This is a genomic window from Hymenobacter nivis (assembly GCF_003149515.1).
In the GTDB taxonomy this organism is placed as follows: domain Bacteria; phylum Bacteroidota; class Bacteroidia; order Cytophagales; family Hymenobacteraceae; genus Hymenobacter; species Hymenobacter nivis.
This window is the reverse complement of sequence record NZ_CP029145.1, coordinates 2,545,118-2,569,789: the sequence shown is the minus strand read 5'-3', so window position 1 is coordinate 2,569,789 and position 24,672 is coordinate 2,545,118. Positions and strand designations below refer to the sequence as shown.

25 protein-coding genes are annotated in these 24,672 nt (G+C 62.8%); 8 read left to right on the top strand and 17 right to left on the bottom strand.

Features of this window, described 5'->3' with window-relative positions; translation table 11 throughout:
* The 3 genes from DDQ68_RS11360 to DDQ68_RS11350 all read right to left on the bottom strand — a co-directional run bounded on the left by DDQ68_RS11360 (window position 1) and on the right by DDQ68_RS11350 (window position 3,124).
* A complete protein-coding gene (locus DDQ68_RS11360; RefSeq protein ID WP_109656410.1) occupies window positions 1–873 on the bottom strand; it encodes a UbiA family prenyltransferase in 873 nt (290 codons plus the stop codon).
* Window positions 874–995: 122 nt separating this feature from the next.
* Window positions 996–1,787, bottom strand: coding sequence for a class I SAM-dependent methyltransferase (locus DDQ68_RS11355; protein WP_162550041.1), 792 nt, complete (start codon window positions 1,785–1,787; stop codon window positions 996–998).
* A gap of 182 nt (window positions 1,788–1,969) precedes the next feature.
* On the bottom strand, window positions 1,970–3,124 hold the full coding sequence (locus DDQ68_RS11350) for an NAD(P)/FAD-dependent oxidoreductase (protein WP_162550040.1): 1,155 nt from the start codon (window positions 3,122–3,124) through the stop codon (window positions 1,970–1,972).
* 95 nt (window positions 3,125–3,219) lie between these two features.
* Between DDQ68_RS11350 and DDQ68_RS11345 the strand changes: the two genes are divergently transcribed.
* From DDQ68_RS11345 to DDQ68_RS11335, 3 genes are all read left to right on the top strand, one after another.
* Window positions 3,220–5,361 (top strand): hypothetical protein, encoded by a 2,142-nt coding sequence (locus DDQ68_RS11345; RefSeq protein ID WP_162550039.1) that lies wholly within the window; start codon window positions 3,220–3,222, stop codon window positions 5,359–5,361.
* Window positions 5,362–5,962: 601 nt separating this feature from the next.
* Window positions 5,963–6,643 carry a hypothetical protein gene (locus tag DDQ68_RS11340; protein WP_109656406.1) on the top strand — a complete coding sequence of 227 codons (681 nt, stop codon included), beginning with the start codon at window positions 5,963–5,965 and terminating at the stop codon, window positions 6,641–6,643.
* Between the two features lie 91 nt (window positions 6,644–6,734).
* Window positions 6,735–7,031, top strand: coding sequence for a winged helix-turn-helix domain-containing protein (locus DDQ68_RS11335; RefSeq protein WP_109656405.1), 297 nt, complete (start codon window positions 6,735–6,737; stop codon window positions 7,029–7,031).
* Window positions 7,032–7,287: 256 nt separating this feature from the next.
* Here the strand turns inward: DDQ68_RS11335 and DDQ68_RS11330 are convergent, their stop codons facing one another.
* Both DDQ68_RS11330 and DDQ68_RS11325 read right to left on the bottom strand, forming a co-directional pair.
* Window positions 7,288–7,698 (bottom strand): transposase family protein, encoded by a 411-nt coding sequence (locus DDQ68_RS11330; RefSeq protein WP_162550038.1) that lies wholly within the window; start codon window positions 7,696–7,698, stop codon window positions 7,288–7,290.
* 5 nt (window positions 7,699–7,703) lie between these two features.
* A complete protein-coding gene (locus DDQ68_RS11325; RefSeq protein WP_109656403.1) occupies window positions 7,704–8,207 on the bottom strand; it encodes a transposase family protein in 504 nt (167 codons plus the stop codon).
* Window positions 8,208–8,291: 84 nt separating this feature from the next.
* Here DDQ68_RS11325 and DDQ68_RS11320 point away from each other — a divergent pair, with 84 nt between their 5' ends.
* The 3 genes from DDQ68_RS11320 (at window position 8,292) to DDQ68_RS11310 (ending at window position 11,499) form a co-directional block, all read left to right on the top strand.
* A complete protein-coding gene (locus tag DDQ68_RS11320; RefSeq protein ID WP_109656402.1) occupies window positions 8,292–8,552 on the top strand; it encodes a hypothetical protein in 261 nt (86 codons plus the stop codon).
* A 53-nt stretch (window positions 8,553–8,605) separates the two neighbouring features.
* Window positions 8,606–9,034, top strand: a complete 429-nt coding sequence (locus DDQ68_RS11315; RefSeq protein ID WP_109656401.1) for a hypothetical protein — start codon at window positions 8,606–8,608, stop codon at window positions 9,032–9,034.
* A gap of 77 nt (window positions 9,035–9,111) precedes the next feature.
* On the top strand, window positions 9,112–11,499 hold the full coding sequence (locus tag DDQ68_RS11310) for a transglycosylase domain-containing protein (RefSeq protein ID WP_109656400.1): 2,388 nt from the start codon (window positions 9,112–9,114) through the stop codon (window positions 11,497–11,499).
* Here the strand turns inward: DDQ68_RS11310 and DDQ68_RS11305 are convergent, their stop codons facing one another.
* From DDQ68_RS11305 to DDQ68_RS11290, 4 genes are all read right to left on the bottom strand, one after another.
* Window positions 11,500–12,228, bottom strand: a complete 729-nt coding sequence (locus tag DDQ68_RS11305) for a DUF2625 domain-containing protein (protein WP_211320136.1) — start codon at window positions 12,226–12,228, stop codon at window positions 11,500–11,502.
* Between the two features lie 9 nt (window positions 12,229–12,237).
* Entirely contained in the window at window positions 12,238–13,140 is a 903-nt protein-coding gene (locus DDQ68_RS11300) for a TIGR01777 family oxidoreductase (protein ID WP_245897018.1), read from the bottom strand.
* A 139-nt stretch (window positions 13,141–13,279) separates the two neighbouring features.
* Window positions 13,280–13,939, bottom strand: a complete 660-nt coding sequence (folE, locus tag DDQ68_RS11295) for a GTP cyclohydrolase I FolE (protein ID WP_109656397.1) — start codon at window positions 13,937–13,939, stop codon at window positions 13,280–13,282.
* On the bottom strand, window positions 13,932–14,339 hold the full coding sequence (locus DDQ68_RS11290) for a 6-pyruvoyl trahydropterin synthase family protein (protein ID WP_109656396.1): 408 nt from the start codon (window positions 14,337–14,339) through the stop codon (window positions 13,932–13,934). Before DDQ68_RS11290 ends, folE begins: the two co-directional genes overlap by 8 nt.
* A gap of 270 nt (window positions 14,340–14,609) precedes the next feature.
* On the opposite strand from DDQ68_RS11290, the gene DDQ68_RS11285 reads away from it, so the two are divergent.
* A complete protein-coding gene (locus DDQ68_RS11285) occupies window positions 14,610–15,317 on the top strand; it encodes a hypothetical protein (RefSeq protein ID WP_109656395.1) in 708 nt (235 codons plus the stop codon).
* A gap of 126 nt (window positions 15,318–15,443) precedes the next feature.
* Window positions 15,444–15,851, top strand: coding sequence for a hypothetical protein (locus DDQ68_RS11280; protein ID WP_109656394.1), 408 nt, complete (start codon window positions 15,444–15,446; stop codon window positions 15,849–15,851).
* Window positions 15,852–16,033: 182 nt separating this feature from the next.
* Here the strand turns inward: DDQ68_RS11280 and rplS are convergent, their stop codons facing one another.
* The 8 genes from rplS to DDQ68_RS11240 form a co-directional block, all read right to left on the bottom strand.
* Window positions 16,034–16,417 carry a 50S ribosomal protein L19 gene (gene rplS / locus DDQ68_RS11275; protein ID WP_109656393.1) on the bottom strand — a complete coding sequence of 128 codons (384 nt, stop codon included), beginning with the start codon at window positions 16,415–16,417 and terminating at the stop codon, window positions 16,034–16,036.
* Between the two features lie 153 nt (window positions 16,418–16,570).
* Entirely contained in the window at window positions 16,571–17,260 is a 690-nt protein-coding gene (gene trmD / locus DDQ68_RS11270) for a tRNA (guanosine(37)-N1)-methyltransferase TrmD (RefSeq protein WP_109656392.1), read from the bottom strand.
* 15 nt (window positions 17,261–17,275) lie between these two features.
* A complete protein-coding gene (gene rimM, locus DDQ68_RS11265) occupies window positions 17,276–17,851 on the bottom strand; it encodes a ribosome maturation factor RimM (protein ID WP_109656391.1) in 576 nt (191 codons plus the stop codon).
* Between the two features lie 92 nt (window positions 17,852–17,943).
* Window positions 17,944–18,492 (bottom strand): 30S ribosomal protein S16, encoded by a 549-nt coding sequence (locus DDQ68_RS11260; RefSeq protein ID WP_109656390.1) that lies wholly within the window; start codon window positions 18,490–18,492, stop codon window positions 17,944–17,946.
* A gap of 398 nt (window positions 18,493–18,890) precedes the next feature.
* Window positions 18,891–19,664, bottom strand: coding sequence for an acyl-CoA desaturase (locus tag DDQ68_RS11255; RefSeq protein ID WP_109656389.1), 774 nt, complete (start codon window positions 19,662–19,664; stop codon window positions 18,891–18,893).
* A 222-nt stretch (window positions 19,665–19,886) separates the two neighbouring features.
* Window positions 19,887–20,597: an RluA family pseudouridine synthase gene (locus DDQ68_RS11250; RefSeq protein ID WP_109658406.1), complete on the bottom strand. Its 711-nt coding sequence runs from the start codon at window positions 20,595–20,597 to the stop codon at window positions 19,887–19,889.
* A 154-nt stretch (window positions 20,598–20,751) separates the two neighbouring features.
* Window positions 20,752–21,567 (bottom strand): 3-methyl-2-oxobutanoate hydroxymethyltransferase, encoded by an 816-nt coding sequence (panB, locus tag DDQ68_RS11245; protein ID WP_109656388.1) that lies wholly within the window; start codon window positions 21,565–21,567, stop codon window positions 20,752–20,754.
* A 68-nt stretch (window positions 21,568–21,635) separates the two neighbouring features.
* Window positions 21,636–24,659, bottom strand: coding sequence for a putative LPS assembly protein LptD (locus tag DDQ68_RS11240; RefSeq protein WP_109656387.1), 3,024 nt, complete (start codon window positions 24,657–24,659; stop codon window positions 21,636–21,638).
* Window positions 24,660–24,672 lie beyond the last annotated feature (13 nt).

Sequence of the window (24,672 nt, the reverse complement as noted above, 5' to 3'; positions counted from 1 at the left end):
TCAGCGCCAGAGCAGCATGGCGATAAATGCGGCGCTCAGGCAGAGCGATGATACCTGGTTCATGCGCATTGTCCAGGCGAAGTTGGCGTGGGCCGCATCGTGCCAGGCCAGCCAGGCCCAGCGCCCAAACAGCGCCACTACGGGCCCCGTGGCCACCAAAAATATCAGGATATTGCGCGGCTCGCCCCGCAGCCAGTAGGTGAGCGCCAGGGCCCCGGCGCCGGCCAGCAGCCCCACTGCCGCAAACCCAAACGTGCCCCGGATGCCCAGCCGCAGGCTCAGGGTGCGGTCGCCGCGGCGGCCGTCCTCGGCGTGCTGGTACACTTGGGTGAGCGGGTAGGAGCCGCATAAAAACAGCGTGCTGACGACGGCCAGCAGCAGGTTGGTTTTCTCAAAAAGCTGGGCCGGCAGGGCCCCGGCGCCCACCTGCGTCATCAAAAACGTGAACGCGCCCTGAAACACCACCACCACAGCCGTGCTCAGCAGCGGGTACTTTTTCAGGCGGATGCCGTCGTAGCTGTAGGCCTTGGAAACCAGCAGGTACACCACCACCAGCACCGCGAAAGTGGCCGAAATCAGCGCCGCCCCTACCACCGCCAGCAGGTCGAACAGCCTCACCAGGTGCAGCAACTCGGGCGTGACCTTGGGCGGGGTTTTCAGGCCGCCGATGCTGTCCTCGTCCTTGTCGTAATAGGAATTGTAGCCGTTCGACGCCGGGTAGGCCAGCAGGTGCAGTACCACGAACACGCCCGCGGCCCGCGCCCCGCTCCAGGGCCCCCGTAACGCGCTGAGCCCGAACCAGAACACGGGCATCAGGTACAGTGAAAACGGGATGCGCAGCAGCGGCAGCGCTTTTCGGTAAGCAGTCAACATTGAATAGCCAGCGTTTATTGAGCACGCAGGTGGGCAAAGGTGGTGAGAACAACCCGCCTGTGCGGCCCCCAACGGCTTGCGAGTGGGAAAAGCCATCATGTTCCACCGTTGAGTGACGGCTGCTACGCGGCGGCCGGCCAGCCCACCAGGTACGTGACCTGGGGGCCCCACCAGTGGCTTTTTTTGCCAGTTTGCCAGTGGTAGCAGCCGGCGGGGTCGGCCAGGCTGGCCAGGGCCAGCAGCTCAGCAGGCGAGTACATACGCAGCAACGACACGGCCCCGTCCCAGATGGTGCAGAGCGGGATGATGGGCACCAAGTAGGTGAACACCAGGCGGCTGAACCGGAAGGGCCGGAAAAATGGCGTCAGCAGCAGCTGGGCCACGGGCAGCGCGGTGCCGGCTAGCAGCAGCTCGCCCCAGTGTTTGCCCGCGCCCTCAAACACGCCGATGCCGGTGCCGGCCCGTACGGCGTCGCGCAACAGGGCCACGGCCGCGGTGGGCGGGAAGTGGTGAAACGCCGAAAAAATAACCCGCAGCCCCGGCAGGTGCTCGGGTACGGCCAGCGCATCCACGGGCCCCGGCTCGGCTGAAATGGCGCCGGCCGTGCGCCGGCTGATGTCGGCCCAGGCGGCGGGCTGGGGGTAGAGGTCCGTCAGGGTGATGGTGGCGGCGGGGTGGCCCTGGGCGCGCAGGGCTGCCAGCACGGTTTCGGTGCCGCCGCCGGCGCCGGCGCCCAGCTCCAGCAGGTGGGTTTGGCCGGTGCGGCGCAGGGCCTCGGCCAGCAGCGGCACAATGGGCCGGTAGGTGCCCAGGGCGGTAATCATGAACCGCAAATAGTCCATCATCCCGGCCCGCACCACGGCCGGGAACCAGGATAGATCCTCAAATTCGAATAACCGAAGCCGTAGGCGCATGGAGGTACAAGTTGTCAGTTGTTCGTTGGTAGTTGTTCGTTGGCAAGATTTGGGGGCCCCAGGCAGTCGTGCTGAACGTAGTGAAGTGCCGCTACTGCTTCGTTGAACGATTGATTTGCTACTGCGGGAGAGAGATAGCCTGGGGGCTCTAAATCCTGCCAACGAACAACTGACAACCAAAATCAGCCCACCAGCCGTTGCAGCCAGCGGCCGATGGGCGGTACCTGGGCCAGGCGCACGCCAGCGTTTACCAACCACGGCTTGTTGCCCAGAAACCGCATGATGCGGTAGCTGCGCGCCAGCTGGGGCCCCAGGCGGGCCTGCACGGCGCGGGCGTATTGCTGCGTGAAGGTGGCGCTGAAATCCTGTGCTTCAAAGCACATCACCGCCTGGGCAGCGGCCAGAATGCCGCTGCGCACGGCTGTGTCGATGCCGTGGCCCTGCAACGGGTCGATGAGCGAAGCCGCGTCGCCGCATAGCAGCCAGCGCGGGCCGGCCAGGGCGTGGGCCGGCCGGCCAGTGCCCAGCGGCAACCCGAAGCCCGCAACGGGGCCCAGCGACTGGGCCCCCGCGAAGCGCGGGGCCAGCTGCGGGTGCGTGCCGAGTAGTTCCAGCAACGTTTTCTTCAGGTCAACGCCCTGGGTGGCAATGTCTTTTGATAGCATCCCGAAGCCCACATTGTACACGCCGCCGCCCACCGGAAACACCCAGAGGTAACCGGCGGGGTACTTTTTCAGGAAGAAAAACTCGGTGGTGCGGCCGTCGGCGCCGGCCACGCCGGTGTAGTAGGCGCGCACGGCGGCGCAGTGGTGGGCCCGGTCGATTTGGCGGTGGGCGAGCTGGCGGGCGGCCACGGAGTTGGCCCCGTCGCAGGCAATGAGTATCGCCGCGCGCAGCTGCTGGCCGTCGGGGGCGGTCAGCGTTACCGCGTCGGGGGCCCCGGCGATGGTTTTGACGGTGAAGTTTTCGAGGACGTCGGTGGCCGTGTGGCGGCGCACCAGGGCCAGCAGGGCGGCGTCAAAGTGCAGGCGCGGGCTGTTGAAGGTGGGCAGGTGCCAGCGCACGCCCAGGCCGCGGCCGTTGGGGGCCACCACGCGGCTGGTGCGGGTTTCGGCCTTGGGGTGCAGGCCGGCCAGCAGCTCGGTGGCATAGGCGGGGTCGAGCTGGCGCAGGGCCTTCAGGGCGGGGCCGGGGATGGCATCGCCGCAAATTTTATCGCGCGGAAACCGGGCCTTGTCCAGTAGCGCCACCCGCAGGCCGGCCCCGCGCAGGGCCAGGGCGCAGGCCGTGCCGGCCGGGCCGGCGCCAAGAATGGCAACATCGTAGGACTGGGGCACGGCGCGATTAGAATAAACGCCTAAAAGTACCGTTTTCATGTTAACAGCCCGGGGGGGCGCTTACTTTTGGTCGCACTAAGTTTTTAGTTGGATCTATGCGTTTATCTCTTCTTTGGGCAGTGTTGCTGTTGGGCTTGGGAGTGGCCCTGGCCGGCCCGGCCTGCGGCCAGGCCGCCGCGCCGGGGCCCCTGGTGCGGGGCGTTACCCTCACCCTCGATACGACCCGCTACGCCCTGCCGGCCCAGCAGCTGACGGTGGCCGGCGAGCCGCGGCTGTACTTCTATTACCGCACTGATGACCAGGCCGCCGAGCTGCGCGCCACGCCCACGGGCCCCGTGCAGGGCCTGCGCCTGCTGCCCTCAGCCAATTTTAAGCTGCAAGACTCGCTGGTGCGCGCCGCCGACGGCAGCTACCGCGGCACCGTGCGCTTCCGTAACCTCACGGCCACGCCCTTTGTGCAGCTGGTGTTCGTGGCCACCGCCGACTCGGCGGGGCGGCCCGTGCGCCAGCAGCAAGTTGTGAGCCTGCTGCCCCTCACCCGCAGCAGCCTCGGCCTGCGAGTGCCCAACGCCGAGCTGTTCGTGGGCGAGGAACGCGTCATCGACCTCAGCACCGACAACTCCGCCAACGTGCGCGTGACCAACACTTGGACGCGCGGCCAGGACATCGACTACAAAATCACCCGCGAGGGCCCCGGCCTGCGCCTGCACCTTTTGCCCAACGACCCGGGCCTCCACTCGCTGGTGCTGAACCTGCTGGCCGAGCGCCCGCGCCTGGGCCCCGACGGCAAGCTGACGTACGCGTACCCGCCGCTGCGCCAGGACTTTGTGGTGAAAGCCAGCCGCTTGCGATTCCTGAGCGTGGACCGCAAGGACATTGCCTTCGACGAGGCCGGGCGCTTGCAGGGCACGGAGTTGATTTTGGACGACGGCCAGTCTTTCGACCTGCATCGCACCTACCGGCTGGAAGCCCAGCAAGACCCCGGCGGGGCCCTGGTGGCCGAGATATACACCCGCAACTACCTTACCAACAACCGCGTGCTATGTCAGCTGCGCGTCTTTAACCCCCACCGCCAAACGGCGGGCTACCTCTATATCAAGGAGGGCGACGTGGCCCGCTACATCACCAACTTCGACATTGCGCCGCGGCCCCGCATCACGGCCGTAAGCGTGCTGCACCGCGGCGGCGACTGGACCCAGAACCTGGCTGTGGGCCCCGGCGAAATTGTGGATGTGCGCCTCGAAGGCGAGTCGCTGCTCAAGGGCCGTTTCCACGTCGAAGACCTGCTTTCGATACCCTCAGACTCGTCGGTGCGTTCCGATAACTCACTGATATACCGCATGCAGGTACCCCTGAACGTGGTGCGCCGCCGCCTGGCCATCCTGGAAGGGGTCAACCCCACGGGCTTCGTGCTGACGGTGCGCGAGGCCCAGCGCCCGCACCCGCTCAACTTCGTGAGCGTAAGCTACGGTGAGGGGCCCCTGCCCGTTACCCGCCTCAACGGGCCAGTGCTCTACCAGCACAGCATCCCCGACGTGGTGTTCTCCTTCAACACCGCCGCCATCGACGGGGCTACGACGCTCTACGGCAAGCAGTACCTGACGCTGGATGTGCGCGTGGTGGACGCCAAAAACAACCTGCTCGACCAAAAAACCGTCGATAACTTGGTAATTTGCCCCTCCGACCCGTCGCCCCGCGCCGCCTATTACCAGGACAAGCAGTGCCAGAGCGGGCCATTCAGCCTGAACACGCTGCTGAGCCGCAAAACCTATGACCTCGACGATTGGGCGCGTATCACCGTCACCATCAAGCATAATGCCAGCCAGTACGGCGAGCCCGGCTACACCCAGGTGGTGGATTTGGTGCTGAGCCGCCGCACTAGCTTCGACATCGACGTCAGTTTTCCGGCCGGTCTGCTCACCAAAAACCAGAACGAATCCGGCTACGGTAGTTTCAGCGGCATCAGCATTGCTACGCTGGCGCAGCTCAGCTTCTACTCGCCCGGACGCATCAACCACCTGCGGCCCTATAAAATAGGGGCGGGCTTCGTGGCCCTGAACGCCTTCAACCTATCAGCGGAAGCTACAGGGCGCGACCTGGGGGTGGTGGTGCTGGGATCGGTGACGCCGCTGCACACGGGGCGCCTCTCGTTTCCGCTCTACCTGGGCGGGGGCTATAAGCTGTCGGCCGGCCAATGGTTCTTTTTGCTGGGGCCCGGCATCGGGGTGAGTTTGTAGCGGGATTACTCTGTTGCCTCCAGCCGCGTGGCCTTTAGCAACTGCCGGGTAGCCCAGAGCAACTTGCTAGAAAGGGCAGGCTCACTAACGCGCAAAATCCTATGCTTTTGTTGCTGGCATCAAACTAATTCCTTCGGCCTACTTAGCAGCGGACTTTCGAAAAGCAATAAGGTACCCGTCAGGCCAAGTTCTACGTTGGGATTTGTGGACTCGGCCAGGCAAATTCGCAGCAGCCAGTGCATGGGCTACAGCCGCAGCAGGCCAAACAGCGCGGCCAACACCTCTACGAAGAGGGCCCCGAAGAAAAAAGTACCCAACCAGAACGTTCCCACGATGTCAACCAGATTGGCCATGGCCCGCTCAACCCGGAGGGTAACTTTAGGGGCGAGAAGACTAATGCTGGGGTTTGGGATTGGAGTATAAAATAAACCAGCGCGCCTATCAATGTGGTGGACAGCAGCAGCATTACCAAGCCGTTGCGCAAAGAAAGCCACAGGTACCTGCGAGCTAAATCGGGGTAAACCGGCACCCAATTTTTTTTGCAATGATACTCGGAAACAATAAATGAGTATTAGCTTTGCGTCACAAAGAACTTCGTGATATGCAGACCTACTCTCTTGTCCAGCTCACCGAAATCCGCGCCATCATGGAGCGCAGCTTGCGCTTTTTATCGCTCTCCGGCCTGAGCGGGGTGGGGGCGGGCGTGGTGGCGCTGCTGGGCACGGCGGCTGGCCATTTCTACTTGCAGGCCTACTATCCCAGCGAGTACGGCGCCAGCGGCTACCAGCACCTGCTGGCGAGCACTGCCGAAGAGCGGCAGGCGGCGCTGTCGTTTCTGCTGCTGCTGGCGGCCGCGATGGTAGCGGCAGCGCTGCTCGTGGCCTGGTTCTTCACGCAGCGGCAGGGCCCCGGCCAGCCGCTGTGGAACAGCCTGACGCGGCGGTTGCTGGTGGCGCTGGCCCTGCCGCTGGGGGCGGGCGGGCTGTTTTGCCTGCGCCTGTACCTGGGCGGCGACGCGGGCCTGGTGGTGCCCGGCCTGCTCGTGTTCTACGGCTTGGCGCTGCTGAACGCCAGCAAGTACACCTTTGATGAAATCCGCTGGCTGGGGCTCAGGCAGCTTGGGCTGGGGCTGGTAGCTATGCTGCTGCCGGGCTGGGGCGTGGTGTTTTTCGGGCTGGGCATCGGGCTGGGCCACATCGGCTACGGCCTGCGGATGTACCAGCGCTACGAGTGGCCCGCCGGCCCTGCCGGGGCCCCCGCCGCATCCGTATTGGGCCGGTGAAGCACCTCATCGGCTACGGCCTGCGGATGTACCAGCGCTACGAGTGGCCCGCCGGCCCTGCCGGGGCCCCCGCCGCATCCGTATTGGGCCGGTGAAGCACCTCATCCACACCCTCAACAAAGCGTTTGACCACCGCGTGCGGCTGGGCGTTATGGCCGTGCTCCTGGCCACCGATGCCGTGAGCTTCAACGACTTAAAAGAAGTGCTCGGTCTCACCGACGGCAACCTCGCCAGCCACGTAGCGGCCCTCGAAAAAGCGGGCTACGTGCTGATCAGCAAGCAGTTCATCGGCAAGAAGCCCAACACTACCTACACCGCCACCGCCGAGGGCCGCGCCGCCTTCCAGCAGCATTTGGAGGTTCTGGAGAAGCTGTTGCGCCCCGACTAGCAGGTCGTCGCCTGGGGCCCTGGCCCAAAGCTGTTTTTCAGTTAATGTACGTGTTCTAAGCGAGTTAAAAGTGAAGAGTTAAAACCCTTTTAGACTGTTTTTTAACTCTTCACTTTTAACTAAATACAGTTGCTCGGAAACCGCTCTGAGCCCGCAAACGAAATTTCCTGGTCCGCCGGCCGCTGCATCCGTGCCTGACCCGCACGTTTCTTTTTGTCCTTTTACTTTAGAGCTTATTCGGAGTGGTTGGCGAATTTTACGGGTGCGAGAAGGCCCGATGCGGGCTGCGGACGCGCAGGTTGTGCAGGCCACAGGCCACGACCATCACTGTATAGCGCATCCATTCGCCCCGCAACCGCAGCGTACCCTGCACCATGTGCAAGCGTTTGATGCCACGGTGGGCGTGTTCGATAACGATTCGCAACGGACTCAGCAGCTGATTATAAATCTTTTGCGAAAACGTCAGTTCCCGTTTTGGCGGCTTTTTGTGCGGCATCCCCACCGTGACCCCGGCTGGGGCGTGGCCCAGCAGCCCCAAATCCTGCCGCAACACGCAGCCCGCCGGCAAGTACAAGGCGTACTCGTCGGCCAATTTTTTGTCATGTACCCGCCCATTTTCCGTGGCGGAGAGAAAATGCACGTACTGCGTGGAATCGCACAAGGTCATGTTTTTCACGCGGTGCGCTTTTTTTTAGCGCTGTATGCCTCGGCTTGCGCCTCGCGGTCGCAGTTGCGTGGTACGCCCCGCTCGACCCCGTCGTAGGCAAAGACCGGCTCCGGGTGGTTAGCCAGGCGCTGGGCTAACCCGCCGCCGTCGCGCACAGGCAACAGCCCGCGCCGGGCCAGCACGTGGTTGAGTACGCCCAGCAGGGCGGTGGCCAACTGGCTGACGCGGGCTTGCGAAATGCCGAAGCTGGCGGCCTGGTGCTGCTGCAAGGCGTTGCTTTTGAGGTAGGTGAGCAGAAAAAAGAGCTTCGTGTCGCTGCCCGCCAGCACGGCATTGGCCCGCTCCTGGTGGGCGGGGAATGCCCGTTTGGCCCCCTCCAGGGTGTGGTAATGGTGGTGGCACTCCCAGGCTGGGGCGAAGTCGGTCAACAAGTCGTCAAACTCGGCCGGCCGCAGACTGGTCAGGGCTAACAACTGCCGAGGCCGCTCCCGAAGGGTCAGATAATCCATGTCCAAAACTACGCCTCGCCCACGGGCAGTAGCTTAGCACACTCTTCCGAACTAGCTTTATTAATTAGATGACAATCAAATAATTTGCCTGCCTGCCTGGGCGACCTGACTACTTTTGAATTTTTGCTCTCGTGGCGCGACCGGGCGGCTACGCCCGGCCTGCGGCGGCCGCACTTTGCGGCCCTGTGTTACCTGCTGGGGGCCTGGTGGATTGGCATTGGCGTGGGCATCTGCGTCGTGTTCGGCAAGCCCGACAACCTGGTGCCCGACTCACTCAAAGGGACCCTGCTGATGCTGTTGGTCTGGCGCTGCCAGGACGGCCGCATGCCGCTGCGGCGCCACTAAGCCGGCGGGGGCCCTATCTTGGGGCCGGGGCCGACTGTGCCTCGCCGCCGCTTATGCTCCCTCCGCTTTCGCTGCCCGCCCCGCCCAAACTCTCGCGCCTAGGCCGGGCGCTGGCCGCCGCCCAGGCCGCCAAGGAAACCCTGAGCTTCCTGCTGCTGGTGCTGCCGCTGGCCCTGGAGGCCCCGCTGGTGCTGGTGTCGGCCTTGCCCGGGCTGGGGTTGTATCTGCTGCACCTGTACCTGGCGGGCGGGCGGGCCAGCCGCGTGCTGGCCCTGGCCGCTTGGGTGCTCACGCTGGCCGACGAGCTGTGGGCCGTGCTACTCTACCACGACCTGGGGGCCCCGCTGCCAGCCCGACGCCTGCACCTCAGCCACTGCCTGGGCATCGCCCTTAGCCTGCTAGCATTGGCCGAGCTGACCTGGCGCTGGCCGCGCCGCCGCCGGCCGGCGGCCCCCGCTGGTCCGGGCCAGCGCCTGGCGTAGGGCCCCGGCCTGGCCCGCGGTATATTTGCACTTCTGCGTGGCGGGGCCCTGGCCTCGCCCTCCACCTGCGTTCCTGCATGGCCGTTCCTTCCCCGCCAATTCCATCCGCGTCGCCGGCGCGCGTGCCCATCCCTTCCGGCCGCTGGCCGCGCCGCCTGGTGCGGTGGGCCTGGGCGCTGTTCGGGCTGAGCTTGGTGCTCTTTCTAGTATATCCTATCCTGGTCAGCACCAACTTTTTGTTCCTGTTTGGGAAGTCGCCGAGCTTGGCCGAGCTGGAAAGCCCCAAGGTGGAGCAGGCCTCCGAATTGTTCACTTCCGACGGGGTGCTGATGGGCAGGTACTTTCGCGAAAACCGCTCGCCGGTGCCGCTGAGTAAGATTTCGCCGGTGCTCATCAAGGCCCTGGTGGCGACGGAAGACGTGCGCTTCTACGAGCACGCCGGCATCGACGGGCCAGCCCTGCTGGGGGCCCTGGCGGCGGCCGTGCGCGGCGAAAAGCGCGGCGGCTCGACCCTCACTCAGCAGCTGGCCAAAAACTTGTACAAAACCCGGCGCGGCGAAACCCGCGGCGGCCTCGGCCACGTGCCCGGCCTGAGCACGCTCATCAGCAAAACCAAGGAGTGGCTGACGGCCGTGGAGTTGGAGCGCCGCTACACGAAGCAGGAAATCCTGCGCATGTACCTGAACACGGTGGAGTACGGCTCGAACGCCTACGGCATCAAGGTGGCGGCCAAAACGTACTTCAATACCTCGCCCGACAGCCTCTCGGTCGTGCAGGCGGCCATGCTGGTGGGCGTGCTGAACAACCCCACGGCCTACAACCCGCGCTTCCACCCCGAAGCCGCCCGCCGCCGCCGCAACGTGGTGCTGGAGCGCATGGGCCAGGCCGGTATTCTGAAAGCCAGCGAGGTAGGGCCCCTGCAAGCCCAGCCCGTGGCGCTGGACTACCACGTGGAGCGCCACATCGACGGGCCCGACAACTACTTCCGCGGGGCTATTGGCCAGCTCGTTACCAAGTGGTGCGACGACCACGACCTGGACCTGTACCGCGACGGCCTGCGCATCTACACCACCCTCGACTCGCGGATGCAAAACCATGCCGAAGTGGCCTTGCACGAGCGCATGAAGGCCTTGCAGAGTAGCTTCGACAACTTCTGGCGCAACCGCGGCCAAAACCCTTGGGTGGACGAAAAAGGTGAGGAAATCCCCGACTTCATCAATACCCAAATCAAGCGCACCGAGGTTTATAAAACCCTCCATAACCGCTACCACGGCAACCAGGCCCAGATTGAGGCGGCCCTGAACCTGAAGCGCCCCATGAAGGTGTTCACCTGGAAGCACGACGACGGCGACACTACGCTGGTGATGTCGTCGCTCGATTCGCTGGCCTATTACAAGCACTTTTTGCAGGCCGGCATGATGACGATGGACCCCTACACGGGCTCTATCAAGGCCTGGGTGGGGGGGCTGGACTACCGCTTTTTTCAGTACGACCACGTGAAGCAGGGCCGCCGCCAGGCCGGCTCCACCTTCAAGCCCTTCGTGTACCTCACGGCCCTCGACAACGGCTACTCGCCCTGCGACCGCATCCGGGACCAGCGCGTGACCATTAAGTACGTCGAAAACGGCAAGCCCATGGAGTGGCAGCCCGACAATGTGACCCGCGAGTACACGGGCCTCAACATGACGCTGCGCCACGCCATGGCCCGCTCCGTCAACTCCGTCACAGCCCAGCTGACGGAGCTGGTGGGCTGGGACAAAGTAGCGGTGTACGCCCGCAAGGTGGGCATTACCAGCCCGTTGCTACCGGTGCCGAGCATTGGCCTGGGCTCGGCCGGCGATGTGAGCGTGTACGAGATGGTGAACGCCTACAGCACGTTCATGAACACGGGGTTTCGCTCCACGCCCCGCCTCATCACCCGCATCGAGGACCGCCACGGCAACGTCATCCAGCAGTTCGATCCCGTGCAACGCCGCGCCATTTCGCCCGAAACGGCCTGGCTGATGACCTATATGCTGCGCGGCGGCATGGAGGAGCCCGGCGGCACCTCGCAGGCCCTGTGGGACTACGACCTCTGGCACAAGGACAATCAAATTGGTGGCAAAACCGGCACCACCTCCAACTACTCCGACGGCTGGTACATGGGCCTCACCAAAGACCTCGTAACCGGCGTGTGGGTGGGCGGCGAAGATCGCAGCATCCACTTCGTGGGCTCGCAGCAGGGGGAGGGCGGCCGCACGGCCCTGCCCATCTTCGGCAAGTACATGGAGAAGATTTACCAGGACAAATCCCTAGGCTACGACTACGGCCACTTCCCCGCTCCCACGGTCAAAATCAACAAAAAGTACACCTGCGTATCGCCCAGCGAGCCCCGCCGCCGCGAAGCCGCCGTGGATACCATCGCCGCCGACAACCTGCTGGAGCGCATGAATGGCGCCGGCGGCCCGCCGGATAGCGTGCGCTAACTAATGAATATTAAGTTGCTGACGCATTTGGTTTTGAAACGTCCAAAGTTCAGCAATTGGTACCGTTTTGCGGGTAACCTTATCAATGTCGCCTCCTTCTTTCGTGAATAAGTACGGGTAACAGGCTATTCCCTGCATTCCACTTAACTGCCTTACATCTTTGGCCCAATCCTTCCAGCGCGCGTCTAGGTAGAATTTCTCGAGGTTACCAGAAAAGCAGAAGATTAGGAAATCCGAATAAGATTTATCAGTTGGCTCCCATTCCAAGTTATCAGGGGAAAGATAAAAAACTTTTCCTATGGACTCTGATCCAAATGCGCCCGCGTTGATAGCAAAAAAACCACCGACTGCGTCGTCGGCTACAAGTAGAAAACCATCGTTTTTGCCGGTATTCCAGCCCATAATATCCCTGTTAAGGCTTGGTGACCCAGACCCAAGAATCCGCAGCCAGCCATTATCGATAAGCACACCACCTGTCTCGTAGATGATAGCCCCCAAGGGCGACCTCATGGTAACTTGAGCTGCCAGCAATGCACTATCGGCCCTGGATGCTGTTTTTGGAAGGATCTGAACGGGATTCTTTGCCTCCGCAATCCATTTGCTAACCAGCGTCCAGCCCGGGTCTTGCTCATTAATCAATTCTGGTAATGAACGCATTTTCGCAGTTTGGCCCCGCGCCCCGAAAATGGCTGTATAAAACAGTAAAACGGGTAAAAACCTACTGTTCATAAACCGATACTAGCTGGAATACAGCTTCTTCAGGGCCCCGCGCAGCACCGGGTAATCAAATTCAAACCCCTGTGCCATCACCTTTTCGGCGCTCACGCGCTGGCCGGCCAGCACGATTTCGCTCTGCTCGCCTAGCAGCAGCTTGAGGGCGAAGCCGGGTACTTTGGGCAGCAGCAGCGGGCGGTGCAGCACTTCGGCCAGCACTTCGGTAAAGGCCTCGTTGGTAGCGGGGTAGGGGGCCACAGCGTTGTAGGGGCCCTGCCAGGCATCGTCGGCCAGTATGGCCATGAAAAGGTGGCACAGGTCATCGAGGTGAATCCAGGACAGGTACTGCTGGCCGGTACCCAGGGGGGCCCCCAAGCCCCGCTTAACGGTGGCGGCCAGTGGCACCAGGGCCCCACCTTTGGTGCTGAGCACTACGCCGATGCGCGGCGTGACGAGCCGGATGTCCAGCGCCGCGATGGGAGCGGCGGCTTGCTCCCAGCGCTGGGTCAGCTCGGCCAGGAAATCGTGCGCCGGGGGCGTACTCTCGGTATCCAATTGGTCGCCGGTGTTGCCGTAGTAGCCGATGGCCGACGCTGAGAGGACGGCTTGCACGTGGTGGCCGGGCTTAGCCAGCTCGCGGTGCAGTAGGGCCAGGCTGTCGAGGCGGCTGGCCGCAAGCTCTTTTTTGCGGGCTTCGGTCCAGCGGCCTTCGCCCACGTTGGCCCCGGCCAGGTTCACCACCGCGTCGGCAAAGGGTACGGCGGCCGGATCGATGGTGCCTGCGCTAGGGGCCCACACGAACGTTTTGTAGGGCCCCACGTTGTTGGCCTCGCGGCTGAGCAGGGCCACTTCGTGGCCGGCCTCGGTGAGCAATTGGGACAGGCGGGTGCCCACGAGGCCCGTGCCGCCGGTGATGAGGACTTTCATAGTAATGGAATGATTTAAGGGATGAACAGCAAATTGTTGGGTGTATTGCGATAATGAAAGCTGCCAAGCGCAAGCTCAATATCTATACGCGCTACTCCGTCGGAACGGGCAACAATTTAACTTCCAGCTCTCCACCCACCTACTTCCCGATTTGCCGCAGAAACTCGGTGCGCAGCGCCGCGTCGGTGGCAAAGCGGCCGCCGTACTCGCTGGTGAGCGTCGAGCTGCTGGTGTCGTTCACGCCGCGGCTCATCACGCACAGGTGGTCGGCCTCGATGAGCACGGCCACGTCGGGCGTGCCCAGACTCTGCTGCAGCTCCGCAGTAATCTGGCGGGTGAGGCGCTCCTGCACCTGCGGGCGGCGGGCGTAGTGCTGCACCACGCGGTTGAGCTTGCTGAGGCCCACCACGTTGTCGGCCGGCAGGTAGGCCACGTGGGCCTTGCCCATGATGGGCACGAAGTGGTGCTCGCAGCACGAAAACAGCGTAATGTCGCGCTCCACCAGCAGCTGGTGGTACTGGTAGCGGTTCTCAAACAGCTTCACGTCGGGCCGGTGGGCGGGGTTGAGGCCCCGGAACCACTCCTGCACGTACATTTTGGCCACCCGGCGCGGGGTGCCAGCCAGGCTGTCATCGGTTAGGTCGAGGCCTAGCTCCCGCATGATGGCCGCGAAGTGGCCCGCGATGGCCGTAATCTTGGTTTCGTCCGACGCGTCAAAGGCGTCGGGCCGCAAAGGGGTGCGCAGGCCAGCGGGCAGGTGCGCGTCGGGGGCGGGGCGGGCCCCGGAGTCATTATCCATGGTATTCAACAAAGTTGCGCTCCGTCTCATGGAGCGTGACCGACAGCGCCAGCTCGGCCGCCAGGTGCGGGCGCAGGCGTTGCCAGATGGCCACGGCGATGTGCTCGGCCGTGGGGTTCAGGGTGCGGAACTCCTCCACGTCCAGGTTGAGGTTGCGGTGGTCGTAGCGGTCGAGCACCTCGCGCTTGATAAGGTCACTCAGCCGCTTCATGTCGTACACGTAGCCCGTATCGGGGTCCACAGCGCCGGTGAGGCGTACCACCAGGTTGTAGTTGTGGCCGTGGTAGTTGGGGTTGTTGCAAGGCCCGAACACGCGCTGGTTCTGGGCGTCGTCCCAGGCGGGGTTGTGGAGGCGGTGGGCGGCATTAAAGTGTTCGACGCGGCAGACGGTTACGGACATAGTCACACTTAACCGGACCTTCACGAATTTTGTTCGGCAGCCGGGCGGGTATTGAATGCTGCCCAACGGGCCCGGTTTTGCACGAGTAATTCTATGATGGAAGGACGAGTAAATTTAAATTATCTAATAAAAATACATTTTTAAGCTAAATTTTTGGTACTTTATAGTGTGGGCTCACGGAATAGGCATAAATTTGAAATGAAAAACCATTCCCGTATTCTTTACGCGCTTTCAATCCTATCTTTTTAGCTTTTTCTAATATTTATTCCCATGACCCAACGCTTACTTTTCTTCCTGTTTGCGTGCCTGGTTTCTTTTGGAGCCCTGGCGCAACGCTCGCCGGTGGACGAAACCGACAACACCATCGACGGCATTCCACGCAAAGGTCAGCGCGTCTCCATCCAGCTCGACAACCGCCGCGTGGAGGCCGCGTGGCTTAAATACCTCGGCGATAAATATCCTGGCAAGGTGAAGAACGTCAAAGGCGTCATCAAGCTCGATGGCGTGGTGGTTGACGACGTTTCTCCCACACCGGTGCGCGTTATTTCCAAGGTCGACGGCATCCCGACGGGCACCACCGTGTGGTGGAGCATTGACTTGGGCAACGCCTACCTGGGCCGCGAAACTACCCCGGCGCAGTGGAAAGCAGCCGAAAAATACCTCAAGGACTTTGCCCGCGGCATGTACCGCGAAGACGTGGTAGCGCAGATTGCGGAGGCGGAGAAGTCCTTGGTGCAGTCGCAGAACAGTCACGCGGCCATCATCGCCAAGGTTGAGGTTATCAAGAAAGACGTGGACAAAAACAAGGTCCGCAAGCTGGAAATTCAGCAGCAGCTGGCCCAGAATGCGGCTGAGTTGCTGCAATACAACAACTTGGTCGACGCCAACCTGAAAGAGCAGGAATCGGCCCGGGCCGACATTGTGAATATGCGCCTGTCGCTGGATTCGGTGAAGGACCGCATGAACAAGATTGAGTAGGGCCCCCGCCAGCCCCGCCCCGCCGGGGCCCCGCCAGCTGCTGGCGGGGCCCTTTTTTTGGCCTCGGCCAACCCTGAGCGGCGTTTCTGCGTTTGGATCAGACGTTTTACATACGATTCAGTACCCATGGAAAAGACCGAAGTTCAGCACCAGAACCACCTCGACGGCACCGTAAACATCTTGTCGCAAGACTTGGTGGAAGAAGCCAGCCGCGCCGGCCTCGACAACCACCTGCAACGCTGGATTGAAGACCTGAAGGCCGTCAACAACCCCCAGCTGCACCAGCTGATCGTGGACCTGCAGGAGCTAAAGGCCCACTTCGGCAGCGGTAGCTACGACAAGGATACCATTAGCAAGCTGCTGGCACGCCTCGGCAAGAATACCAGCCAGGCGGCCGTATTTGCCGACGGCAACACCCAGCCCCGCGTAGAGAAGCTGGGCGATGCCTTGACTGCCGCCGCCAAGCAAGTGCAGGACAGCGACAAGAGCACCCCTGCCAGCGACCTGCAAGCCGATTCGGCCAGCAATAACTAGGCTCTCGGGCCCCGCGTGACAAGCAAGAAGGCTAGCTCTCATACAGGAGCTGGCCTTCTTGCTTATCATGCGGGGCCCCTAGCTTGTCACGCGGGGCCCCTAGTTCTGGATCGGCCGCGCCGGGCATAAACAAAACCGGCCTTCTCCGCGAAGAGAAGGCCGGCTTGGCAGTCGAGAACGCCTTAAGCGGCGGCCGCGGGCTTGGGAGCGTTCAAGCGACGCTCTTTGATGCGGGCTTGCTTGCCCGAGAGGCCACGCAGGTAGAACAGGCGGGCGCGGCGCACCTTGCCGCGGCGGATCACCTCAATTTTGTCGATGTTGGGCGAGAGCAGGGGGAAAATCCGCTCGGTACCGATCTGGTTTGAGATCTTGCGCACGGTGAAGGTTTCGCCGTTCGAGCTTGGGTTGCGGCGCTGGAGCACCACGCCCTGGAACTGCTGGATGCGCTCCTTGTTGCCCTCGCGGATTTTTACGTGCACGTTCACGGTGTCGCCGGCGGCGAAGAGCGGGAAGCTGGCGCGGCGCTCCTGCGCTTCGGCATTAATAAAGTCGAGTAGTACGCTCATGGCGAAAGAAATTGCGAAGGGACGGCGCCGCCGGCCCGGATTGATTTTACGAAACGGAGCGCAAAGATATGGATTTTGGCGCACGATAGCAAATGCGTGGCAGAAGAGGCGGATAGATAAGGTGTTATCTGCTGAAAAACCGGGGCCGGGGCCCTATTTTTCCTCAAAACCATTCAATAAATCGGGCCGGCGGGCCTGGGTGCGGGCCAGGGCCTGGGCGTGGCGCCACTCTTCAATGAGCGGTGTGTTGCCCGATAGCAGGATGGCGGGCACTGCCTGGCCGCGCCACTCGGCCGGTCGCGTGTACACGGGCGGGGCCAGCAAATCGTCCTGAAAAGAGTCCGATAAGGCTGACTCTTCGTTGCCCAGCACGCCGGGCAGCAGCCGCACCACAGCATCGACCAGCACGGCGGCCCCCAGCTCGCCGCCGCTCAGCACGTAGTCGCCCACGCTGATTTCGTGGGTGATGTAGGCGGCCCGCAGGCGCTCGTCGATACCCTTGTAGTGGCCGCAGAGCAGGATGACGTTGGTGAGCAGCGAGAGGCGGTTGGCCAGCGGCTGGCGCAGGGTTTCGCCGTCAGGCGTGAGGTAAATCACGGCGTCGTAGGCCCGCTGGGCCAGCAGCTCGTCCAGCCAGGCCGCAATGGGCTCCACGCGCAGCACCATGCCGGCCCCGCCGCCAAACACGTAGTCGTCAATCTGCCCGTGCTTGTTGATGGCGTGCTGGCGCAGGTCATGCACGTAGATTTCGGCCAGGCCCTTGTCCTGGGCCCGCTTCACAATGGAGTGAGCGAAGGGGCTGGCCAGCAGCTCGGGCTGGCAGGTGATGATGTCGATGCGCATCGTGGGGCCCCGGGGCTAGACGGGTTCGTCGGCCTCGTCCTGCTGGCGGGTCGTGGGGGCGAGGTAAATGTCGAGCAAGCCATCGGGTAGGCGCACAAATACCTGGCGGGCAGTCATGTCGGCTCGCAGCACGATTGCGTCCACCACGGGCACCAGCACCTCGTGGTCCTGGTAGCGCATGGCCAGCATATCTTGCTGGGGCAGCTCGTAGAAGTTCTCGACTACGCCCAACTCGCCCAGTGCTTCGTCGATGACGGTGAAGCCGATGACGTCGTGGTAGTAAAACTGGTCGTCGTCGAGGGCGGGCAGGGCCTCTAGGGGCAGGTGCAGCGTGGCGTTGCGCAGCGGCTCGGCCTCCTCGATGCGCTCGATACCCTGGAGCTTGAGCAGCACGCGGGTACCGGACTGGGGCTGCACCTTCTCCACAGCGTGGGCCACGAGCTTGGTGGGGGCCCCGGGCAGGGCCAGGTACACGGTTTTGAGCTTTTGGTAGGCAGTGGTGTCGTCCACGTCAAAGTCGGCGGCCACGAAGCCGCGCAGGCCGTGGGGCTTGATGATTTTGCCGAGCTGATAAGTTTCGTCGAAAAGCATGGCGGGCGAAAAAGGGGGTGAAAAAAGAATCCGGCAGCCGCTGCCCGGGCGGACAACAACTGCCGGACTTTTCAGTCGCTAAGCGGCAAAAACTACGCGGCGTCCTCGGCCGATACCTCGGCGGTTTCGGTCGTCTCGGTTTCGGCGGCGGGAGCCGGGGCCGGGGCAGCAGCGGCCAGGGCGGCGGCTTGCTTCTGGCGCTGGGCTTCACTGCGGGCCTCTTTCACCTTGGTTTCGGCGGCCAGGGCAGCGGTGCGGGCGTCCGATTTGGCGTCTACTAAGCCGGTGCGCTTACCTTCGATGCGGGTGTCCTTATCGGTTTTCCAATCAGCGAAGCGCTGGTCGGCCACGTCCTGGGTGAGGGCGCCTTTGTCGACACCCAGCTGCAGGTGGCGGCGGTAGAGCACGCCGCGGTACGAGAGCATGGCGCGCACCGTATCGGTGGGCTGGGCGCCGGTCATCATCCAGTAAAACGCGCGGTCGGCGTCGTAGTTGATGGTAGCGGGGTTGGTGTTGGGGTTGTAGGTACCGAGTTTCTCGATGAAACGGCCGTCGCGGGGCGAGCGGGCGTCGGCTACTACGATGTCGTAAGTCGCGGCTTTTTTACGGCCACGGCGGGCGAGGCGGATTTTAACTGCCATAAACCTTGGGGGTTGTGCAACGCAACTCGTGCGTTTGGTTGAAAATTATTTGGGCCCGCAAAGGTACGTACGAAAGGGCGACAAGCTGTGGGGCTATTTAATAATAAATACGTTTCCTACGGCTGGGCAAAGCGGAAAACGTCGAAGTCAGCAGGGGTTGGGCATTATAGGCCCCGCGCTGGTTTTTCTTTCCCTTTCCTGAATGCGTAACTCTTTGCTGGCCGCCGGCTGGCTGCTGCGCGGTGGCAGTAGTGAGGGCCCCAACCCAACCCGCGCCCACTCATGCCCAATGAATAACGGCGTGCTGGTATGGCAGAAGCAGGGCCGGGGTCCCAGATGCAAAAAGAGAGGGCCCCTTCCGCAGAAAGGACCCTCTCTTTTCACTGTCAGCAAGCAAACTATGCCGAAACGGCCATTTTCTTGGTGCGCTGCTTGGGCTGCACGTTTTTGCGCTTGATTTTGATAATGCGGGCCTTGTCCAGAGTCCAGATGACCGAGTAGGTGGGGTCCAGCTCCCACCACTTCACGCCGAAGTTCACGCGCATCGGCAGCTTGTGGTGGTTGTTTTGGAACAGCTCGCCGAAGGCCAGGAAGTCCAGGGCCAGGGTGTTCTTGCTCTTGTCGTGGTTGTCGAAGTTCTGGTAGCCATACTTGTGGCCGCCCCAGTTCACGATGGCGCCGTGGATGGGGCCCATCAGGAAGTGAATCGGGAGGAGCAGGTACTGCCACCACGCCGTGGCGAAGTTGATGTAGAACAGCGCGTAGGCCGTGCCCCAGCCCAGGCGCGAGTACACCGTGCCGCCGAACGCCTCCAGCGACTTCCACTCCGGAATGTCGCCATCGAAGCGTTTGGCTTCCTCGTGCTTGTTGTGCACCACGTCGTTATAGATGTTCTTGGTTTTCCACATCATGTCGAACGCGTTGTTCGAGAAGTGCGGCGAATGCGGGTCCAGCGCCGTGTCGGAGTAGGCGTGGTGCATGCGGTGCAGCAGGGCATAGGCCCGCGGTGAGAGGAAGCTGCTGCCCTGGCAGATGTAGGTGAACAGGAAGAAGAATTTCTCCCAGAACTTATTCATTGTAAACATCTTGTGCGCCGCGTAGCGGTGCAGGTAGAACGTTTGCGTGAACAGCGATAAGTAGTAATGGGCAACGAAGAAAACGAGGATGGCCATAGGTGTTGGGAGCGTGAATTGCCCGCACAAGTAAAATACCCGGCGGTTGGTTCAGCGGCTTCGCTACAAAATTACGGCTAGGGCCCCGGCTTGGACTTCCCAGGGGTAAAAACCCCCAAATCTTGCACAAAACGCGGTTATTATTAACAAAGGTTATTCAGCAATAACCGTTTGCGATGCCCGCCGCGGGGCCCTGAACGGGGCTCGGTGCGGGGGTAAGCTTTAGCAGAATAGCTCGCGGGCCGGGTCCCAGTGCGGGGCGTCGGGCAGGGGCGCCACGAAGGTCATGGCTTCTTTCGTGACGGGGTGCTGGAGCTGGAGCTGGCGGGCGTGCAGGGCAATGCTCACGTCGGGCAGCGGGGCAATGTAGCCGTACTTCACGTCGCCGATGATGGGCGTGCCCAGGCCGGTGGCCAGCTGCGTCCGAATCTGGTGGGGGCGGCCCGTGACGGGGTTTATTTTCAGCAGAAAGCGGTTGGCGGCGGGGCCCAGCAGCTCGTAGCGCAGCTCGGAGCGTAGGCCCTGGGTGTGCTTTTCGGGGTAGGCCTTGGTCACGTTGCGAATCGTGTCCTTCACCAGCCAGTGCACCAGCGTGCCGCTTTCGGGTACAGGCGGCCTGCCGGTGAGGGCCCAGTAGGTTTTGGTCATCAGCGAGTCGCGGAACATCTCGTTCAGGCGGCTCAGGGCCTTGCTGGTTTTGGCCAGCACCACGATGCCGCTCACGGGCCGGTCGATGCGGTGGCACACGCCCACAAAAGCCTCGCCGGGCTTCTTGTACTTGAATTTCAGGTACTCGGCGGCTTTTTTGGAAAGGGGCTCGTCGCCGGTGGCGTCGCCCTGCACGAGCAGGCCGGCGGGCTTGTTGATGACGAGGAGGTGGTTGTCTTCAAACAGAATTTCTCTGCCTTCGGACCAAATGTTGGGACGGTTCACGCGGCGAATGCGGGCGGAAAATGGGAAGTAGCGGCGCAAGCAGGCTAGGGCCCCGGGGGCCACCGCACATCGTCAGACCACACCAATCGGATACCCCGCTTTTGCTTTTGCTAGGGCGAAGGTACGCACCCGCGCCGCTACGCTATTCAACGGGCTAGTAGCCTTCCTCCTTGCTGGGGAAGTCGCGGCTCTTCACATCGGCGATGTAGTGCTGCACGGCTTCGGTCATCACATCGTGCAGCTCGGCGTAGCGGCGCAGGAAGCGGGGCTGGAACTCCTTGGTGATGCCCAGGAGGTCGTGCACCACCAGCACCTGGCCGTCCACGTCGGGGCCCGCGCCGATGCCGATGACGGGGATGGTCAGCTCCTCGGCCACGCGCTTGGCCAGGGCGGCGGGGATTTTTTCGAGCACCAGCGCGAAGCAGCCGATTTCCTGGAGCAGGCGGGCATCTTCGAGCAGCTTCTGGGCCTCGTCGTCTTCCTTGGCGCGCACCGAGTAGGTGCCGAACTTGTAGATGCTTTGGGGCGTGAGGCCGAGGTGGCCCATGACGGGGATGCCAGCGGTGAGGATGCGGGTGATGGAATCCTTGATTTCGGCGCCGCCTTCGAGCTTCACGCCGTGGCCGCCGCCTTCCTTCATGATGCGGATGGCCGAGCGCAGGGCCTCCGAGCTGTTGCCCTGGTAGGAGCCAAACGGCAAATCGACGACCACGAAGGCGCGCTTTACGCCGCGCACCACGCTCTGGGCGTGGTAAATCATCTGGTCGAGGGTGATGGGCAGGGTGGTTTCGTGGCCGGCCATCACGTTGGAGGCCGAGTCGCCCACGAGCAGCACGTCGATGCCGGCCCCGTCCAGAATCTGGCCCATTGAGTAGTCGTAGGCCGTGAGCATGGAGATTTTCTCTCCGCGCTGCTTCATGGCCAGCATCTGGTGGGTGGTGACGAGCTTGATTTCTTTGTGCTGCGACATGGCGGGGGCGGGGCGTGGAAAGCGGGTTGGGGCCGCAAAGGTGGCACCGCGCGCCCAAACCCGGGGCCCTACTGGTACTGCACGTTGCGGTTGCGGTTGTATTTCAGGTCTTGCAGCAGGCTGCTCTTGGCCGAAATCGTGAAGTTGTAGCCCCGGTACGTGCCGAAGGGCGTCCACTGCCCGGCCACCTGCCAGCAGTGCAGGTCGCGGAAAAAGCTGATGGTGGTGAGCGTGGTCTGCATGCTGCTGAAATCGAAACCCGTGTTGTAGGTCAGCTTAAGGTTTTCGGTGAGCTTGACGCTGCCCGAGGCCGTGAGCGAAGACCGGAACGGCGACTGCACCAGCACCCCGTTGGTGGGCAGCAGCCGGGCATCGAAGATGCGCTGTTGGAGGGGAATGGCGTTGGTGGTGTAGCCAGCGGTATAGCTCAGGCTTAGCTCCCACGGAATGTCGAAGTCCACGTAGTCGGCGTACATGGCCAGGGGCCCCACGCTGCCCAGGGTGGGGTCGTTGGCCGGGGCCACCTGGCGGGGCACCACGCTGCGCTTCTTGCCCGATACGGGGTTGAAGGCGTAGCTGGTGGTGAAGCTGGCCGCTGCCAGCCGGGCCAGCTTGCGGTGGCCCGGCTGGTCGAACAGGTAGCGGCTGATGGTGCGCCCGGAGCTGTCGCGCTGGTAGGCCTCGAAGCTGGCGTTGGAAATGAGGCTGAGCTTGCGGGCCACCTGCGTGCGGAACGACGCCGTGAGGGGCGACAGGTTGAACGCCGGGGCCAGGAAGTTGTAGGAGCCGTTGAAGTCCAGCCCATCAATCAGGCTCACCTTTTTCACCGGGTTGGTACCCGTGGTATCCTTGTCGTCGCGCACCTTCATCTCCACCGCGTTTTGTAGCGAGAAGCCAATCTGTTGCACCGCGCCCGAGCTGGGGGGGGCGTACAAAGAGCCCTGAAAGCGCGAGTAGCTGCGGGGGTCGAGGAACTGGCCGTTCGAGCCGCGCAAAGGGGCAATGTAATTGCCGTTGGCGTCCGGGATAGCGGTGCCGTTGGCTTCGCGGCCAAAGTTGAGTTGTTGGTATGCCGAACCCCCGGTCAAATCAGGCGAGAAGCTGTAGCTAAGGCTGGGCGTAACCTTGTGGCGCAGAGCCTGGATTTTGTGGTTGCCCTTGCGCACCAGTGTGCCGTAGAACGTGGTGTTCAGGTTGAGGTTGGCCGAGTATGAATAGGCGCGGCTGAAGCCTGGTATAGTGTCGACGCGCACGGCCTGGGCGCGGTCCACGTACTTATAATCCAGTCTTCGGGCGTACCAAGTTTCGCCGTAGTTGAAGCCCGGGCTGATGTGCAGGAACTTGTAGGTGTAGGAGCCCAGCGAGATGCCGAACTGGTGCTGCATGCCGTTCTGGGCATTGCGCAGCAGCGAGCCAATGTTTTTGAAGCCGATGGGTAGCGTGCTGCTGCCCGTGGTGCCGCCCAGCAGCGGCACGCTGCCGTCGAGGGAGCGGGCGGCCACGGTGTTGGTAATCAGGTTCTGGGCCACCAGGTTGTAGCTGATGCTGATCTGGTCGTAGAATGGCCGCGGCTTCAGCTTGAACCATTGGTAGGGGTACTGCCGGGCCACGCCCACGCTCACGTCGGGCAGGGTGAAGGCCATGACGCCAGTTTGGGTGTTCTGGCTCTGGCTCAGCTTCAGGCTGTAGTTGATGGGTAGGTAGCGCAGCTGCTTCGTGTACGACAAGCTGGAGCTGAACGTGGGCGAGAGAAACGCGCGCGACGACAAGCTGTTGGTGCGGTTGTAGCTGTTGCTGCCGGCTTGCACGCTGGCCGAAAAGCGCCCCCCGCCGGGCCGGGCCACGGGGGTGTGGTTCCAGCTAATCCAGAACGTCTGGGCCGCGGGCGGCTTGATGTATTCGAGGCTGGTGTTCAGCGAGGCCGTGGACAGGATTTGGTTGGTTGGTTGCGTGGTGTAGCGGAAGTTAAAATTGCCCTGGTAGTTGTAGCGGCTCAGGTAGCTCACGTCGGCCGTGCTGCCCCAGCCCCCGAAGGTCTGGGCGTTGCCGGCGTAGATGTCGCCGGTGAGGCGCACGCCGATGTTGTCGTTCGGCGCAAAATAATAGCCGCCGTTGCTGAGGTAGTAGCCCCGGTTTTGGGCCTGCCCAAAGGTGGGGATGATGACGCCCGAGCCCCGGCTTTTGTTGGGCATGGGGAAGAAGCCGAACAAGAAGCCCAGCGGCGTGGGCACGTCGCCAATCACCAGGTTGAAGGGCCCCGTCACCACCTTGTCGCCCGGAATCACCTTCATTTTGCTGGCCTGGATGTAGAAGTGCGGGTGCTCCAGGTTGCAGGTGGTGTAGCGGCCGCGCACCCCAAACAGGTCGTTGTTGGCGGCTTTCTTGATGCTTTGGGCGCTCACGTAGCCCTCGCCCTGCTGGGTCACGGTTTCGGTAATCTTGCCGCGCTTGCTCTGGAAGTTATAGGCAATTTTGCCCGCCGCGTACTGCCCCGCCGCGTCCTTAAATACAGGCTTGTCCACCACCTTGTGCTTCAGCGTGTCGCGCCGGCCCTCGGCCGTCATCACGTGGGCGGCATAATCAATGGTAATCAGGGCTGCCTTCAGGTCCATCGCGCCGTAGTTCACGTTGGCTTTATTATAGAGCCTGGCTTCCTTGCGGGTCACGTCGAACTGAATCGAATCCTTGGCCACGTAGTGCACGGTGGTTTCGATGGGCCCCTTGGGCTTGGCGGCCAGCTTGAGGGAATCTTGCCGGGCCTGCTTCACCAGAATGCTGTCGGGGATGCCGGCCACGGGCTCGCGCGAGGCCCCTGGGATGCTGTGCTGGCCGGGGTTGGTGGTGCCGGGCGGTGGGGGCCCCTGGGGCAGGGTTGGGTCGGGCGACATCACGCGCACCGGGGGCATGGGCGCGCTGCCCGGCCGCTGCCCGGGCACGGTGGCGGGGTTGGCCGTGGGCGCATGCTGGGCCAGGGCCGCGCCGGTGCTCAGCAGTAGCCAGGCCAGCGCCAGCCCGCGCAGGGCCCCGCCGGCAATGCCCGCCCGCCGGCAAAGCCCAGCACAGCAACGGAGAACGTGGGATATAGCGGGCAATTCGGTTACTTTT

Excerpts from the sequence above, each read along its gene's own strand:
- DDQ68_RS11340 (WP_109656406.1), top strand. The coding sequence starts at position 5,963 with ATGCAGACCTACTCTCTTGTCCAGCTCACCGAAATCCGCGCCATCATG.
- DDQ68_RS11325 (WP_109656403.1), bottom strand. The coding sequence starts at position 8,207 with ATGGATTATCTGACCCTTCGGGAGCGGCCTCGGCAGTTGTTAGCCCTG.
- DDQ68_RS11355 (WP_162550041.1), bottom strand. The coding sequence starts at position 1,787 with ATGCGCCTACGGCTTCGGTTATTCGAATTTGAGGATCTATCCTGGTTC.
- DDQ68_RS11290 (WP_109656396.1), bottom strand. The coding sequence starts at position 14,339 with ATGTCCGTAACCGTCTGCCGCGTCGAACACTTTAATGCCGCCCACCGC.
- rplS (WP_109656393.1), bottom strand. The coding sequence starts at position 16,417 with ATGAGCGTACTACTCGACTTTATTAATGCCGAAGCGCAGGAGCGCCGC.
- DDQ68_RS11255 (WP_109656389.1), bottom strand. The coding sequence starts at position 19,664 with ATGGCCATCCTCGTTTTCTTCGTTGCCCATTACTACTTATCGCTGTTC.
- trmD (WP_109656392.1), bottom strand. The coding sequence starts at position 17,260 with ATGCGCATCGACATCATCACCTGCCAGCCCGAGCTGCTGGCCAGCCCC.
- DDQ68_RS11315 (WP_109656401.1), top strand. The coding sequence starts at position 8,606 with ATGCTCCCTCCGCTTTCGCTGCCCGCCCCGCCCAAACTCTCGCGCCTA.
- DDQ68_RS11310 (WP_109656400.1), top strand. The coding sequence starts at position 9,112 with ATGGCCGTTCCTTCCCCGCCAATTCCATCCGCGTCGCCGGCGCGCGTG.
- DDQ68_RS11330 (WP_162550038.1), bottom strand. The coding sequence starts at position 7,698 with ATGACCTTGTGCGATTCCACGCAGTACGTGCATTTTCTCTCCGCCACG.
- DDQ68_RS11305 (WP_211320136.1), bottom strand. The coding sequence starts at position 12,228 with ATGAACAGTAGGTTTTTACCCGTTTTACTGTTTTATACAGCCATTTTC.
- folE (WP_109656397.1), bottom strand. The coding sequence starts at position 13,939 with ATGGATAATGACTCCGGGGCCCGCCCCGCCCCCGACGCGCACCTGCCC.
- rimM (WP_109656391.1), bottom strand. The coding sequence starts at position 17,851 with ATGCTTTTCGACGAAACTTATCAGCTCGGCAAAATCATCAAGCCCCAC.
- DDQ68_RS11360 (WP_109656410.1), bottom strand. The coding sequence starts at position 873 with ATGTTGACTGCTTACCGAAAAGCGCTGCCGCTGCTGCGCATCCCGTTT.
- DDQ68_RS11285 (WP_109656395.1), top strand. The coding sequence starts at position 14,610 with ATGACCCAACGCTTACTTTTCTTCCTGTTTGCGTGCCTGGTTTCTTTT.
- DDQ68_RS11260 (WP_109656390.1), bottom strand. The coding sequence starts at position 18,492 with ATGGCAGTTAAAATCCGCCTCGCCCGCCGTGGCCGTAAAAAAGCCGCG.
- DDQ68_RS11300 (WP_245897018.1), bottom strand. The coding sequence starts at position 13,140 with ATGAAAGTCCTCATCACCGGCGGCACGGGCCTCGTGGGCACCCGCCTG.
- DDQ68_RS11345 (WP_162550039.1), top strand. The coding sequence starts at position 3,220 with ATGCGTTTATCTCTTCTTTGGGCAGTGTTGCTGTTGGGCTTGGGAGTG.
- panB (WP_109656388.1), bottom strand. The coding sequence starts at position 21,567 with ATGTCGCAGCACAAAGAAATCAAGCTCGTCACCACCCACCAGATGCTG.
- DDQ68_RS11280 (WP_109656394.1), top strand. The coding sequence starts at position 15,444 with ATGGAAAAGACCGAAGTTCAGCACCAGAACCACCTCGACGGCACCGTA.